Annotated in this window: 14 protein-coding genes; 1 reads left to right on the top strand and 13 read right to left on the bottom strand. The window is 65.1% G+C overall.

The genetic code is table 11. From position 1 onward, the window contains the following. Positions 1 to 120: 120 nt before the first annotated feature. The 13 genes from phoB to IF803_RS41200 form a co-directional block, all read right to left on the bottom strand. Positions 121 to 831 carry a phosphate regulon transcriptional regulator PhoB gene (gene phoB / locus IF803_RS41140; protein ID WP_016844067.1) on the bottom strand — a complete coding sequence of 237 codons (711 nt, stop codon included), beginning with the start codon at positions 829 to 831 and terminating at the stop codon, positions 121 to 123. A gap of 146 nt (positions 832 to 977) precedes the next feature. Continuing rightward, on the bottom strand, positions 978 to 1,694 hold the full coding sequence (gene phoU, locus IF803_RS41145) for a phosphate signaling complex protein PhoU (RefSeq protein WP_016844066.1): 717 nt from the start codon (positions 1,692 to 1,694) through the stop codon (positions 978 to 980). A gap of 107 nt (positions 1,695 to 1,801) precedes the next feature. Further along, positions 1,802 to 2,620 carry a phosphate ABC transporter ATP-binding protein PstB gene (pstB, locus tag IF803_RS41150; protein ID WP_016844065.1) on the bottom strand — a complete coding sequence of 273 codons (819 nt, stop codon included), beginning with the start codon at positions 2,618 to 2,620 and terminating at the stop codon, positions 1,802 to 1,804. Continuing rightward, positions 2,617 to 3,462, bottom strand: a complete 846-nt coding sequence (pstA, locus tag IF803_RS41155) for a phosphate ABC transporter permease PstA (RefSeq protein ID WP_212057144.1) — start codon at positions 3,460 to 3,462, stop codon at positions 2,617 to 2,619. Before pstA ends, pstB begins: the two co-directional genes overlap by 4 nt. Before the next feature lie 4 nt (positions 3,463 to 3,466). Next, the gene (gene pstC / locus IF803_RS41160; RefSeq protein ID WP_461196021.1) at positions 3,467 to 4,456 is read right to left on the bottom strand and encodes a phosphate ABC transporter permease subunit PstC; all 990 of its coding nucleotides are present in this window, start codon (positions 4,454 to 4,456) and stop codon (positions 3,467 to 3,469) included. Between the two features lie 229 nt (positions 4,457 to 4,685). After that, positions 4,686 to 5,696, bottom strand: coding sequence for a phosphate ABC transporter substrate-binding protein PstS (pstS, locus tag IF803_RS41165; RefSeq protein ID WP_038384874.1), 1,011 nt, complete (start codon positions 5,694 to 5,696; stop codon positions 4,686 to 4,688). A 135-nt stretch (positions 5,697 to 5,831) separates the two neighbouring features. After that, entirely contained in the window at positions 5,832 to 7,145 is a 1,314-nt protein-coding gene (locus IF803_RS41170; protein WP_461196022.1) for an ATP-binding protein, read from the bottom strand. A gap of 84 nt (positions 7,146 to 7,229) precedes the next feature. Continuing rightward, positions 7,230 to 8,285, bottom strand: coding sequence for a putative bifunctional lysylphosphatidylglycerol flippase/synthetase (locus IF803_RS41175; protein WP_461196023.1), 1,056 nt, complete (start codon positions 8,283 to 8,285; stop codon positions 7,230 to 7,232). Positions 8,286 to 8,618: 333 nt separating this feature from the next. Further along, on the bottom strand, positions 8,619 to 8,846 hold the full coding sequence (locus IF803_RS41180; RefSeq protein ID WP_461196024.1) for a SelT/SelW/SelH family protein: 228 nt from the start codon (positions 8,844 to 8,846) through the stop codon (positions 8,619 to 8,621). An 18-nt stretch (positions 8,847 to 8,864) separates the two neighbouring features. Continuing rightward, the gene (locus tag IF803_RS41185; RefSeq protein ID WP_461196025.1) at positions 8,865 to 9,773 is read right to left on the bottom strand and encodes a haloalkane dehalogenase; all 909 of its coding nucleotides are present in this window, start codon (positions 9,771 to 9,773) and stop codon (positions 8,865 to 8,867) included. Beyond that, positions 9,770 to 10,360 carry a TetR/AcrR family transcriptional regulator gene (locus IF803_RS41190; protein WP_461196026.1) on the bottom strand — a complete coding sequence of 197 codons (591 nt, stop codon included), beginning with the start codon at positions 10,358 to 10,360 and terminating at the stop codon, positions 9,770 to 9,772. Before IF803_RS41190 ends, IF803_RS41185 begins: the two co-directional genes overlap by 4 nt. A 109-nt stretch (positions 10,361 to 10,469) precedes the next feature. Then, complete coding sequence (locus IF803_RS41195; protein WP_028340517.1) at positions 10,470 to 10,766, bottom strand: hypothetical protein; 297 nt, start codon at positions 10,764 to 10,766, stop codon at positions 10,470 to 10,472. A gap of 2 nt (positions 10,767 to 10,768) precedes the next feature. Next, on the bottom strand, positions 10,769 to 12,163 hold the full coding sequence (locus IF803_RS41200) for an OmpA family protein (RefSeq protein WP_461196027.1): 1,395 nt from the start codon (positions 12,161 to 12,163) through the stop codon (positions 10,769 to 10,771). 168 nt (positions 12,164 to 12,331) lie between these two features. Here IF803_RS41200 and IF803_RS41205 point away from each other — a divergent pair, with 168 nt between their 5' ends. Next, a complete protein-coding gene (locus tag IF803_RS41205) occupies positions 12,332 to 13,390 on the top strand; it encodes a polysaccharide deacetylase family protein (RefSeq protein ID WP_461196028.1) in 1,059 nt (352 codons plus the stop codon). Positions 13,391 to 13,515 lie beyond the last annotated feature (125 nt).

The following is a 13,515-nucleotide window of genomic DNA, read 5'->3' on the forward strand; positions in this document are numbered from 1 at the left end:
AGCCAGCATGGTGAATCAGAAACACACTGATTTGGGAATCCCAAATCGATTCAACCTAAACCCATCCCGCTTTAGGCCGGGACGACACCGTGCTACGGGATATGAATCCCGCAACGGCCATTACGGCTGCGGCTCGGCCTTGGCAAAGCGGTCGTCGAGCGCGTAGCCGGCGCCGCGCACGGTGCGGATCGGATCCTGCTCGCGGCCCGGATTGAGCAGCTTGCGCAGGCGGCCGATATGCACGTCGACGGTGCGTTCATCGATGTAGATGTCGCGGCCCCAGACGCTGTCGAGCAGTTGCTCGCGGCTGAACACGCGGCCGGGATGCTCGAGGAAGAATTCGAGCAGGCGATACTCGGTCGGCCCGAGATCGATCGGGCGGCCCGAGCGCGCCACGCGGCGCTTCTCGCGGTCGAGCTCGATGTCGCCATAGGTCAGCACGGTTGCAAGCCGCTCCGGGCTCGCGCGGCGCAAGAGGCCCTTCACCCGCGCCAGCAGCTCCGGCACCGAGAACGGCTTGACGATGTAATCGTCGGCGCCGGTGGCAAGCCCGCGCACGCGCTCGCTTTCCTCGCCGCGCGCGGTCAGCATGATGATCGGAAGCTGCTTGGTCTCGGGCCGCGCCCGCAGGCGGCGGCACAGCTCGATGCCGGACAGGCCCGGCAGCATCCAGTCGAGGACCACGAGGTCGGGAACGCGCTCCTTCAGCCTCGTGTCGGCATCGTCGCCGCGCCCCACCGTCTCGACATCGTAGCCTTCCGCATCGAGGTTGTAGCGCAACAGCGTCGTCAGCGCTTCCTCGTCTTCGACTACCAGAATGCGTGCGCTCATCGGTTTAAGTTCTTTCTCTGTGGTGATCCGTTGCCCAGACGCAAACCGAAACGCTTACTTCCTTGAGCATAGTCCCCGCGGAAACGAATTGTCGCGAGGATCGTCCAGTTTCACTCTTGCCGGTTTCGCGCTTGCCGATGATGCCTTCAGTTGCCCGGCACCGTGGTGGCAAAAGTGGTCATGTCCCCCTTCGGGCGCTTGTCGGTGATCTGCTGGCCCTCGATCATGTAGAACACGGTCTCTGCGATATTGGTAGCGTGATCGCCGATCCGCTCGATGTTCTTGGCGCAGAACATCAGATGGATGCAGAACGAGATGTTGCGCGGATCTTCCATCATGTAGGTGAGCAGTTCGCGGAACAGCGAGGTGCAGATCGCATCGACCTCCTCGTCGCCCTTCCAGACGTTCATCGCCGCCGGCAGGTCGTGCGCGGCGTAGGCGTCGAGCACCGACTTGACCTGCGACAGCACGAGGTCGGTCATGTGCTCGAGGCCGCGGATCAGCTTCAGCGGCTGGAAATCGCTCTCCAGCGCCGCGACACGCTTGCCCATGTTCTTGGCGAGGTCGCCGATCCGCTCGAGGTCGGTGGCGACGCGCATCGCGCTGACGATCTCGCGCAGGTCGATCGCCATCGGCTGGCGGCGCGCGATCGTCAGCACCGCGCGCTCTTCGATGTTGCGCTGCAGATTGTCGATCTCGATGTCGGCGGCGACCACGCGCTTGCCGAGCGCGACGTCGCGACGGATCAGCGCGTCGACCGACTCGGTAATCATCCGCTCGACCAGGCCGCCCATCTCGGCGACCAGGCGGGTCAACTCCTGCAGGTCGCTGTCGAATGCCTTGGCGGTATGTTCAGAAGCCATCGCTTGTCTCCCTCAAACCATGATCCCGGGGATCATGGTTTCGTGTCCTGAATTTTAGCATGCCCTGATCGGAAAACCGGTTTCCACTTTTCCGGATCATGCGCCGGTCAACCGAACCGGCCGGTGATGTAGTCCTGGGTGCGCCGATCGCTCGGTGAGGTGAAGATCTTGTTGGTGTCGTCGAACTCGATCAGCTCGCCGAGATACATGAAGGCGGTCTTGTCGGAGACGCGCGCCGCCTGCTGCATGTTGTGGGTGACGATCGCGATCGTGTAGTCCTCGGAGAGCTCCTGGATCAGCTCCTCGACCTTGGCGGTCGAGATCGGGTCGAGCGCCGAGCACGGCTCGTCGAACAGGATCACCTCGGGGCGCACCGCCACGGTGCGCGCGATGCACAGGCGCTGCTGCTGGCCGCCGGAGAGCGACAGGCCGGACGCGTTCAGCTTGTCCTTGACCTCGTTCCACAGCGCGCCGCCGCGCAGCGCCTTCTCGACCCGGTCGTCCATCTCGGACTTCGAGATCTTCTCGTAGAGGCGGATGCCGAAGGCGATGTTCTCGTAGATCGTCATCGGGAACGGCGTCGGCTTCTGGAACACCATGCCGACCCGCGCGCGCAGCAAGTTGAGGTCGAGCTTGGGGTCGAGAATGTTGGTCTGGTCCAGCATCAGCTGGCCGACCGCGCGCTGGCCCGGATAGAGGTCGTACATCCGGTTGAAGATGCGCAGCAGGGTCGACTTGCCGCAGCCGGACGGGCCGATGAACGCCGTGACGCGATTGGTGCCGAGCGTCAGGTTGATGTTCTTCAGCGCGTGGTGCTCGCCGTAATAGAAGTTGAGGTTGCGCACCGTGACTTTCGGCGGCGCTTCCGGCAGCGGAACCTGGGGAACGTGGCCCGCGGCAGTCGTGGAGACGGAAAGCTCGGTCATTTTGCGGCCCTTTCGGCACCAAGGATACGCGCGCCGATATTCAACGCGAGCACGGTGAATGTGATGAGCAGCGCACCGCTCCACGCCAGCTCTTTCCAGTAGGCGTAGGGGCTCTGCACGAAGTTGTTGATGGTCACCGGCAGGTTGGCCATCGTCTTGGTCAGATCCAGGCTGAAGAACTGGTTCGACAGCGCGGTGAACAGCAGCGGCGCGGTCTCGCCGGCGACGCGGGCGGTCGCCAGCAGCACGCCGGTGATCAGACCCGATCGCGCCGCACGATAGGCGATCCGCTTGATCACCAGCGAACGCGGCAGGCCGAGCGCGGAGGCGGCCTCGCGCAGCGGATTGGGCACCAAGAGCAGCATGTCCTCGGTGGTGCGCAGCACGACCGGGATCACGATCACGGCGAGCGCGAGACTGCCTGCGATCGCCGAGAAGCCGCGCATCGGCACCACCACCGCGCCATAGATGAACAGGCCGATGATGATCGATGGCGCGCTGAGCAGGATGTCGTTGATGAAGCGGATCACCGAGGTCAGCTTGTCGTGCTTGCCGTATTCGGCGAGGTAGGTGCCGGCGAACAGGCCAAGCGGCGCGCCGATGCCGACGCCGATCACCGTCATGATGAGCGAGCCGACGATGGCGTTGAGCAGGCCGCCTTCGGTCGAGCCGGGCGGCGGCGTGTTCTGGGTGAACAGCTGCACGCTGAGGCCGGCAATGCCGTTATAGAGCAGCGTGATCAGGATCAGCGCCAGCCAAGTGACGCCGAACAGCGCCGCGCCGACACAGAGTGCGCGGATGACGATGTCGCTGCGGCGGCGGGATTTGTAGATCGGATTCATGGCGTTACTTCCCCGCCTTCTTTTCAAGCCGCATCAGCATCAGCCGCGCGCCGGCGAGCACGAAGAAGGTCAGCACGAACAACAGCAGGCCGAGCAGGATCAGGCCGGACTGATGCAGGCCGTCGCTCTCGGCGAACTCGCTAGCGATCGCCGCCGAGATCGTGGTGCCCGGCGCGAAGATCGACGACGAGATGCGGAACGAATTGCCGATGATGAAGGTCACCGCCATGGTCTCGCCGAGGGCGCGGCCGAGCGCCAGCATGATGCCGCCGATCACGCCGACGCGGGTGTAGGGGATCACGACGTTGCGGACGACTTCCCAGGTGGTGCAGCCCATGCCGTAGGCGGCTTCCTTCAGCACCGGCGGTACGGTCTTGAACACGTCGACCGAGATCGCGGTGATGAAGGGCAGCACCATGATCGCAAGGATCAGCGCGGCGTTGAACAGGCTGAGATAGGACGGCGGACCGGCGAACACCGCGCCCAGCACCGGGACGCCATCGAAGATCCGGATCATGAAGGGCTGGAAGGTGTTGGCCAGGAACGGGCCCAGCACGAAGAAACCCCACATGCCGTAGATGATCGAGGGAATGCCGGCGAGCAGCTCGATGGCGATGCCGATCGGGCGGCGCAGCACTTGCGGGCAGAGCTCGGTGAGGAACACGGCGATGCCGATGCCGACCGGAATGGCGATCATCATCGCGATGACGGAGGTGATCAGCGTGCCGTAGATCGGGCCGAGCGCGCCGAGCACCGGCGGATCGGCCGAGGGCGCCCAGCGCTGCGTCCAGAGGAAGGCGAAGCCGTATTCCTTCATCGCCGGCCAGGCGCCGGCGATCAGCGACAGGATGATGCCGCCGAGGATCAACAGAACCGAGATCGCCGAGATGCGGGTGATCCAATAGAAGGTGAGGTCACCGAGCTTGAAGGCGCTGAGGGCCTTGGCGCGATCGTAAGGTCCCGCGGCTTCCATCACATCGCTCTGAACAGCCATGTCTGCCACGCCAATCCCCTCTTTAGTATGCAAAAGCCACGCAAACCGCTACGCCCCGAAGCGATCTTCACTGACGCATTTGGCCGGGCGTCGTCGTTCCAGCCACGCCTCTTGAGGCGCGAACCCCGGCCTCGATCCCGCGCTTGTTGCCGCGGTGATGGAGACCGGGTCTTGGTCGCTCAACCTGTGCCGCGATCGAGTCGGCACAGGTCCTGCCGCAACGTCGGACTTAGCTCTTGATGTCCGAGGACCAGGTCTTCTCGATCAGCTTGACGACCGCGTCCGGCATCGGGATGTAGTCGAGCTCTTCGGCTGCCTTGTCGCCCTTCTCGAAGGCGTACTTGAAGAACTTGAGCGCTTCCTGCGAGGCCGCCTTGTCGGTCGAGTCCTTGTGCATCAGGATGAAGGTCGCCGCGGTGATCGGCCAGGAGGCTTCGCCCGGCTGGTCGGTCAGGATCACGTAGTAGCCGGGAGCCTTGGCCCAGTCGGCGTTCGAGGCGGCGGCCTGGAAGGCAGCGATGGTCGGCTGCACGGTCTTGCCGGCCTTGTTGACCAAGCCGGTGTAGGTCAGCTTGTTCTGCTTGGCATAGGCGTATTCGACATAGCCGATCGCGTTCTTGGTCTGGCTGATGTTGCCGGCAACGCCTTCGTTGCCCTTGGCGCCGACGCCAACCGGCCATTCGACCGCGGTGCCGGAACCGACCTTGGACTTCCAGTCGGCGTTCGACTTGGAGAGATAGTCGGTGAAGTTGAAGGTGGTGCCCGAACCGTCCGAACGGCGCACGACGGTGATCGCATCGCCCGGCAGGGTCAGCTTCGGATTGAGCTTGGCGATCGCCGCGTCATTCCACTTCGTGATCTTGCCGAGATAAATGTCGCCGAGCACTTCGCCCGACAGGATCAGGTCGCCCGGCTTGATGCCTTCGAGGTTCACGACCGGGACGATCGCGCCCATCACCATCGGCCACTGGACGAGGCCGTCCTTCTCGAGCTGCTCGTGCTTGAGCGGCGCGTCGGTGGCGCCGAAGGTCACGGTCTTGGCCTGGATCTGCTTGATGCCGGCGCCGGAGCCGATCGACTGGTAGTTCAGACCGTTGCCGGTCTCCTTTTTGTAGGCGTCAGCCCACTTCGAATAGATCGGGAACGGAAACGTCGCGCCCGCGCCGGTAATATCGGCAGCGAAGGCCGACGTCGAAGCGGCGATCATGCCGGCTGCGACGATTGCTTTGATGAAATTCATGGGTTGTCTCCATCCAGTGAGCGAAGCGCCGAATGCGCCCGATCGCGCTCACGCCGGTCCATCTAGGAGCGGTCGGTGCTGCTTTTACGAAGGTTGGATGACAGTTGGATGACAACGCTAAGCAACTGAAAACGCTTAGCTTTGGGTTGGTAACGGGGTCTTCGGCCGGGGAAAACAGGCGGTAAAAGTGGCGCCGTTCTTCGGCACGCTCTCGATCAAAAGACGCCCGCGATGACGGTTAAGAATATGTTTCACCAGCGATAATCCGAGGCCCGTTCCGCCCTGGTTGCGGCTGTCGCCGACGTCGACCCGGTAGAAGCGCTCGGTCAGCCGCGGCAGGTGCTCCGGGGCGATGCCGGGGCCGAAATCCCGTACCATGACACGGATTTCGGGGGTCCCCTCGCCCGATGTGCCCGAAACGGCCTGATTCAGCGACACTATGACGCGGCCCCCGGAGGCGCCGTATTTGAGGGCGTTCTCGATCAGGTTCTCGAACAGGCGGAGCAGTTCCTCGCGATCGCCGGCGATCATGACCGGGGCCTGAGGCAGGTCGACCTCGATCTCGACCTGACGCTCGCTGGCCAGTGCCTCGAGCCCGTCGGCCACCTGGCGGATGATCGGCACGATATCGATCGAGGCCTCGGGCCGCACATGGGCCGACAGTTCGACCCGCGACAGCGACAGCAAGTCGTCGATCAGCCGCGCCATGCGGGTCGCCTGGGTGTGCATGATGCCAAGGAAGCGCTCGCGCGCCCGTGCGTCCTCACGCGCCGGCCCCTGCAGCGTGTCGATGAAGCCAGACAGCGCGGCGAGCGGCGTGCGCAGCTCATGGCTGGCATTGGCGACGAAGTCGGCGCGCATCTCCTCGACCCGGCGCAGCGGCGTCAGATCGTGGAAGGTCATCAGCATGCATTTCTCGGTGCCGCCGAACTGGGTCGGCACCGGCACCGGCGTGATCACCAGTTCCATCCAGCGATCGACCGGAACGTGGTCGGTATAGGTGGCGCGGCGCGGCTCGGTGGTCGCGATCGCCTCGCGCAGCGCGGTGATGATCTCCGGCGAACGCAGGGCAAATTGCGCCAGTTCGTTCTTGCGCAGCGCCGGAGCGAGCTGCGCCGCGGCGGTGTTGAGATGGATGACGCGGCCGGCGCGATCGAGCAGCACGGCGGGATCCGGCATGCCGGCGACGACCGCGCTGACCGCGGCAGCCTCGACCGGATTAACGCCGCGGACATCCTCGCGCGAGGTTCCGGCATCATGAAGCCGCCATGGCACCAGCGCCGCGGCCGCGATGCAGACGAACACGGCGCAGGCGCGCACCAGCGACAATTCGCCGAGCGCGACCACCACGCTCAAGGCCAACGCTGCGGCAAGCAGGATCAGCGCGGAGTGGCGCAACCGGTCAGGCCAGGGCGAGAAGATGGAGGAATGCGAATCGTCAACTGCCATCGCGGCGGCTTTCATCCCGTCGGTTCATGTCTCGCCCAGGCGCGGTCCTATCGACCTTCCCTCGGGAGGCATCGGGCCGCTTCATCAGACCCCGGAGTCACCGCGCTTGCGAACCAGAACCGCCTCATGGTGCGGCTCGGCGCGGGGACCCGAATCAGCCTGCGGCAGCCGTTTGAGTCGGGCGCCGACGATAACCTCCCGAAACGTCAGCAAGATTACAGATATGACGAACGGCGCAATATAGTAGAGCAGCCGGAACAGCAGCATACCGCCGAGTAGGTCCTCGCGGTCCATCTGCCAGAGGCCGACCAGCATGGCGGCGTCGAACACCCCGAGGCCGCCGGGGGAGTGGCTGGCGAAGCCGAGCAGGGTCGCCGACACGAAGATGACCGCGACCACGACGAAACCGAGATTTGGCTCGTCGGGCACCAGCACGTACATCGCCAGCGCGCAGAAGCCGAGGTCGAGGATACCGATCGCGATCTGCAGCAGTGTCAGCGGACCGCCCGGCAGGGTCACCGTCCAGGGGCCGCGGCCGACCACCCGCGGCTGGGTCCAGACCCAGACCACATAGGCGACCAGCGCAGTGATGATCGCGAATGCCAGCGCCCGGTTGAGCCAGGGCGGCAGCTGGTCGATGTTGGCGGCCGCCTCCGGGTGGTAGGCAATGCCGAGCCCGAGCACCGCGGCGTTGCCGAGCCAGAAGGTGAGGCCGGCGAGAAAGCAGATCTTGGCGACGTCGATCGCGTTCAACCCCCACGCCGAATAGATCCGGTAGCGCACCGCGCCGCCGGTGAAGACGCTGGCGCCGACATTGTGGCCGATCGAGTAGGAGGTGAAGGCCGCGAGCGCGTTGATGCGGTAGGGCACATGGGCGTGACCGATCGCGCGCACCGCGAACAGATCGTAGAAGGTCAACGTGAAGTAGCCCGCCGCGACGAACAGTCCCGCCAGGGCAATCTGCCGCGGCTCGGTGCTCTTGATGGCCTCGAGCACCTCGTTGGTGTCGATGCCGCGCAGCATGTGATACAGGACGTAGCAGGCGATGCCGATGACGGCGATGCTGATGACAACACCCAGCCGATGCAGGATTTGCTTCTGGCGCAGAAACGCCATCGCCCTGCCTATTGCTTCCAGCATCTAGACCTCGAATTGCGATCCCGCGACGACGGCTCCCGGGCGAACTCCGCCGGCGCTTCGCTGTGCCCTGGCCCGTGTAGCGCGTTTTAAACCGGAGTGGAATTCGTCAAAAGACAATAAAACGCGCATCTTCAAGATATTACGGATGATTCATGACAGCGGGTGCACAAATATGCGCGTTTCCCGCCGCCTTCGACAAGACTTGACATGCGCGTGCGGCAGTTAGCCCGCCGAACGGTCCGCAAGGCCATCCGGGAAACTACGGTGAAGCATCGGCACGGCCGAATAGAGAATGATCTTCCGCTACCCGGCCGACAGGCGCTCGGCTGATCGTCAATCCCGCGCGGCCGTGACCGCGGCGACGATCTCGGCGGCATCGGGAAAATGTCCCTTGGCGCGCCTGGCGACAACCTCATCGCCAAGCTTGACCTCGAAGATGCCACCCTTGCCGGGGATCAGCGTCGCGTCGACGCCAAGGCGCTCGCGCAACAGCGCCGCGGCCTCTTTCCCACGCCTCTCATAGCCGCACGGCCGGCAATAGGTGATCGAGATATTCCTCATGTCGCGCCGTCCTTGCTCTCATGCGGCATGGCGCTGCGCGGAGGCGGCCTCGACGCCGGCAATCCAGCCGGCCACAGAGCGGCCGATCGCCTCCGGATGATCCTCCTGCAGATAGTGCGCGCCCGCGCCGAGTTGCATGACCGCGCAATGCTTGAGCGTCGTGGCGAATTCGGCGGCAAAGGCCGGTGACACCAGTGCCCCGGGCGACCCAACAAACAGCAGCTTCGGATAGGTCGATGCCGCGAGCGCGGCATGCGCCGCCGTGAGCGCCTCGGCGACATCGGCCGGCTCGCCCGCGATCGGCAGCTCGCGCGGCAGCATCAAGGTCGGCTTGCGGCTCTCGCGCGTCGCAAACGGCGCGCGGTAGGCGGCCATCTCCTCCTCGCTGAGCGTGCGCAGGATCGAGCCGGGCAGCACGCGTTCGACGAACGCATTGTTGTCGAGGATCATCGCTTCGCCCTCGCCCGGGGTACGGAATTTCCGGAACGTCTCCCGCGCGGCGTCGTACTGGTGGAAGTCCGACCAATCGCGCATCGGGCGGATGAATTCCATGAAGGCGAGCCCGCGCACCAGTTGCGGACGGCGTGCCGCGAGGTGGAAGGCAAGCGCCGTGCCCCAGTCCTGGGCGACGAGATAGGCCGAGGCGATGCCGAGCTCGTCGATCAGCGCGTCGAGGTAGTCCGCCTGGTCGAAGAAGCGATAGCCGATGTCGGGCTTGCCGGACTGGCCGTAGCCGATCAGGTCGGGCGCGATGCAGTGCCCGACGGGGGCGACCAGCGGCATGATGTTGCGCCAGATGTAAGACGACGTCGGATTGCCGTGCAGGAACAGCACGTGCGGCGCGTCGCTGCGGCCGGTCTCGCGATAGGCCATCGTAGACCCAAGCACGGCGCGATGATGCAGGCTGATATCGGCGGATATGGTCATGGCAACTCCTTGAACACGGTTTGGAATGCGATCGTCTTGAAACGCGTCAGCGCCGCTTCGCTGCGTTCGACCTTCATGCGCAGCATCGCGCCCTGCCAGGATGCGAGCAGGAAATCGGCCAGCTGATCGGGATCGAAATCGGAGGCGATCTCGCCCGTGGCCTGAGCCTCGGCGATGCAGGCGGCAAACGGCGCGCGCCATTCCCGGAAGATGTCGTCGAGCTGCTCGCGCAGCATCTCGCTCGAGCCCGACGCCTCGAGGCTGAAATCGCCGATCAGGCAGCCGCGGGTGAAGCCGTCATGCGCAAGCTTGCCGGTGATCAGATCGAGATAGCTTCTCAGCCTTTCGCGCGGCGTCAGCGTCATGTCGCCCAGCGCCTCGGCGACGAGGCCGCGCACGTAGAGGAAGTAGCGGTCCAGCACCTCGGACGCGAACAGCTCCTTCGAGCGGAAATGGTTGGTGAAGGAGCCCTGCGGCGCGCCGGCGGCGGCGGTGACGTCGCGCACGCTGGTGCCGTGATAGCCGGTCCGGAACATTTCCTTCAGGCCGGCGTCGAGGATGGCATCGCGGAGAGAGGGTTTTGGCATGGGCAAGATTTAATACGTACGTACGTATTGATGTCAAGCGCTAAAATGAATGCGGCTCGCCCTGCGCTTAGGCGACGCCGCTCAGGCCTGTCGGATCAAGAGGTTGAGGTCAGCTCGCGGGCTTGCTGCGCGAAACCACCCAGTCGCGCAGCCAGGAGCCGATCGCGCAGCCGACGAGATAGAGCGCGAACATGACCAGGAAGAGATCGAGCCAGTAGCCGAACCGGCCGGGCACGATCCGCGCGAACGACGCCGCCACCAGCGCGGCGGCGAGCAGTGCCAGCCAGCGCATCCAGACCTTCGAGACGCCCTGCGCCCGATGCACCACCGCGATCCAGCCCATGCAGAAGCCGAGCAGCGCCGCGCCGAGCAGCCAACCCCAGAAGAATGTCGCGAGCACGGTCATCGCTACTTCACCACGAATTCGATGCGGCGGTTCTGCGCCTTGCCGTCTTCACTCTCGTTGCCGGCCAGCGGCTGCGTGCTGCCGTAGCCGATCGGCGTGAAGCGGCTGGCGGGCAGACCGGCGCGCACGAGGTAATCCACCACGGCCTGCGCGCGCCGCTCCGACAGCGCCTGGTTGGCGGCCTCCTCGCCGTCGCTGTCGGTATGGCCGGCGATCTCGATCGTCGCATTGGGGCAGCGCAACGCGGTCTCGATCAGGCGGTCGAGCAGGCCGGCGGAATCCGGCACGATGTCGGCCTTCCCCGACTCGAAGCGAATCTTGCCCTTCGAGAGGATTTCGGAAAACAGCTGCTGGCACACCGTGGGATCGACCGGGGCCGCCGCCGGCTTGACCGTGACCTCGGCCTTGTACTGCCAGCCCTGCGGAAAATCCTTGCCGAGCCCGTCGCGGATCTGGCCGGCGGCGGCATCGTAGAGCGCATCGCCCGACAGCTTCACCTCGCGATCCGATACCACCAGCGTTCCGGTCGACAGCCGCGACAGCGCGCCGAGCGCGGGCACCACCGCGGCCGCGAAACCCGACGGCGCGCCGATGCTGGCCTTGAGATTATCGACCACCTTCTCGCTGAAGAACTTGCGGCCGGCGGCGGCGACCAGCGCGGCATGCACGTTGTTGTCGGGCACGTAGCCGGTCAGCGTCAGCGTCACCGCGACCGGGTCCTTGTAGGCCTGGAACACGTAAGGCGGCGCCTTGATGTCGTTGGCGGCGATCGAATAGCCTTCCGGCAGGTTCTTCAGCGCCGCGGCGACCGCTTCGCGTCCGCCGAGCTCGCGCGCCATGCCGGCGAGGGCAACCTTGTTGTCGGTCAGCGTGATCTTGCCTTCCTTCAGCTTGCCGATCTGGTCGAGCAACAGCAGCGCCGCCGCGTCGAACCGCAACGGCGCGCCGCGGGCGAGCACCATCTGATCCACCACCTCGACACCGCCGAGACTGGCCTTCGCGGCCTCGGTCAACTTGCCCTTGCTCGACGGCAGCGGCGCATTGCCGCCGAGCGTGACCCGCACCACGTCGCGTTCGGCGGACCAGACAAAGGGCTTGGCTTCGGGAACAAGGCGGGTCTCGTCGTTCACCAGCCGCACGCCGGGCACAGCTTCGACCGACGCCACCGCGCTGAGGCGGCCGTCTTCGGAGAAGGCGTTGGCCGCGAACGTCACGTCGCGCCCGTCGACGCTGATGCGGCGCTTGTCGAGAACGGTGTCCTTCAGTGCGGTATTAGAGCGCGCGGCAAGGTCCGCTTCGACCGTTGTGGTGCTGGTCCAGGCCGCAATACCCCAAAGCACGACCAGTGGAATCACCCCCGGCCACCACTTGCTACTCCACTTGAAAAGTCCGTGCATTCAGCGTCCTGCGGGGTCGGGAACCAGAGAGAAAACAAACCCTTGGCTGACTGTCAAACCCCAAATGACGCCCATGGCGGGGGCGCCATGTCGGACCGGGATAACAGTTTCTTCAGTGGTCTTTCGCTAAGTTTGCCGCGGAATGCAAATCGGCCGGCCCGCGCCCTCATGAAACAACTCCGCAACACCGTGATCCGTGCCGGCATGGAGGCGTTGTATTTCTCGGGTGCGCATATCCTGCTGCGGCCGATCTTCGCCGGCGTCGGCGCCATCTTCATGCTGCATCACGTCCGCCCGCGGCGCGGCGATGCGTTCCAGCCGAACCATCATCTCGAGGTCACGCCGGACTTCCTGCGCGCGATGCTGACGCATCTGCGCGCGCTCGACGTCGACGTGATCAGCATCGACGAGGCGCATCGCCGTCTCAGCGAACGGAATTTCGCACGGCGCTTCGCCTGCTTTACCTTCGACGACGGCTATCGCGACAACCGCGATTTCGCGCTGCCGGTGATGCGCGAGTTCGGCGCCCCGTTCACGGTCTATATCGCGAGCGATTTCGCCGAGGGCTGCGGCAGATTGTGGTGGATCGCGCTGGAGCGGGTGATCGCGGCGGCGTCCGCGATCGAGCTGCCGATCGACGGCACCATGACACGGATCGACACCGCGACGGCACCGGCCAAGCGCACTGCTTTCGGCCGCATGCACGACTGGCTGCGTTCACTGCCCGGCGAGCAGGAGATGCAGGCCGAGATATCAGCGCTGTGCGCCCGTCACGGCGTCGACGAGACCGGCATCGCGCGCGAGCTCTGCATGTCCTGGGACGAGTTGCGCGGCTTTGCCGACGATCCGCTGGTGACGATCGGCGCGCACACCATCACCCATTGCAATCTCGCCAGGCAGAGCGAGACCATCGCATCGTTCGAGCTCGCGACCAGCCGGGCGCGGATCGAGGATGCGCTGCAGCGGCCGGCATTGCATCTGGCCTATCCCTATGGCGACCGGATCGCCGCCGGGCGGCGTGAATTCGCCCTCGCCCGGTCGATCGGCTTTCGGACCGCGGTGACGACGCGGCCGGGCATGCTGTTTGCCGAAAGCGCCGACCATCTGACCGCCCTGCAGCGGGTCTCGCTGAACGGCAATTACCAGGACGCGCGCCTGCTGCCGGTGCTGACATCCGGTGCCGCCACCGCGGTGTGGAACGGCTTTCGCCGCATCGACGCGGCGTGATTCCCCTTCCGTAGCCCGGATGCAGCGAAGCGTAATCCGGGACAGTCGCATCCGCGGATAGTGAACTGCACCCCTGATGTGAGACACGATAATCAGGGACAGGTGCCGAGCGCCTGAGGCGGCTG

This window comes from Bradyrhizobium sp. UFLA06-06 (assembly GCF_054820065.1).

Coding starts and splice junctions, on each gene's coding strand:
- phoB (WP_016844067.1), bottom strand. CDS start 831: ATGAGCGCACGCATTCTGGTAGTCGAAGACGAGGAAGCGCTGACGACG.
- phoU (WP_016844066.1), bottom strand. CDS start 1,694: ATGGCTTCTGAACATACCGCCAAGGCATTCGACAGCGACCTGCAGGAG.
- pstB (WP_016844065.1), bottom strand. CDS start 2,620: ATGACCGAGCTTTCCGTCTCCACGACTGCCGCGGGCCACGTTCCCCAG.
- pstA (WP_212057144.1), bottom strand. CDS start 3,462: ATGAATCCGATCTACAAATCCCGCCGCCGCAGCGACATCGTCATCCGC.
- pstC (WP_461196021.1), bottom strand. CDS start 4,456: ATGGCTGTTCAGAGCGATGTGATGGAAGCCGCGGGACCTTACGATCGC.
- pstS (WP_038384874.1), bottom strand. CDS start 5,696: ATGAATTTCATCAAAGCAATCGTCGCAGCCGGCATGATCGCCGCTTCG.
- IF803_RS41170 (WP_461196022.1), bottom strand. CDS start 7,145: ATGGCAGTTGACGATTCGCATTCCTCCATCTTCTCGCCCTGGCCTGAC.
- IF803_RS41175 (WP_461196023.1), bottom strand. CDS start 8,285: ATGCTGGAAGCAATAGGCAGGGCGATGGCGTTTCTGCGCCAGAAGCAA.
- IF803_RS41180 (WP_461196024.1), bottom strand. CDS start 8,846: ATGAGGAATATCTCGATCACCTATTGCCGGCCGTGCGGCTATGAGAGG.
- IF803_RS41185 (WP_461196025.1), bottom strand. CDS start 9,773: ATGACCATATCCGCCGATATCAGCCTGCATCATCGCGCCGTGCTTGGG.
- IF803_RS41190 (WP_461196026.1), bottom strand. CDS start 10,360: ATGCCAAAACCCTCTCTCCGCGATGCCATCCTCGACGCCGGCCTGAAG.
- IF803_RS41195 (WP_028340517.1), bottom strand. CDS start 10,766: ATGACCGTGCTCGCGACATTCTTCTGGGGTTGGCTGCTCGGCGCGGCG.
- IF803_RS41200 (WP_461196027.1), bottom strand. CDS start 12,163: ATGCACGGACTTTTCAAGTGGAGTAGCAAGTGGTGGCCGGGGGTGATT.
- IF803_RS41205 (WP_461196028.1), top strand. CDS start 12,332: ATGAAACAACTCCGCAACACCGTGATCCGTGCCGGCATGGAGGCGTTG.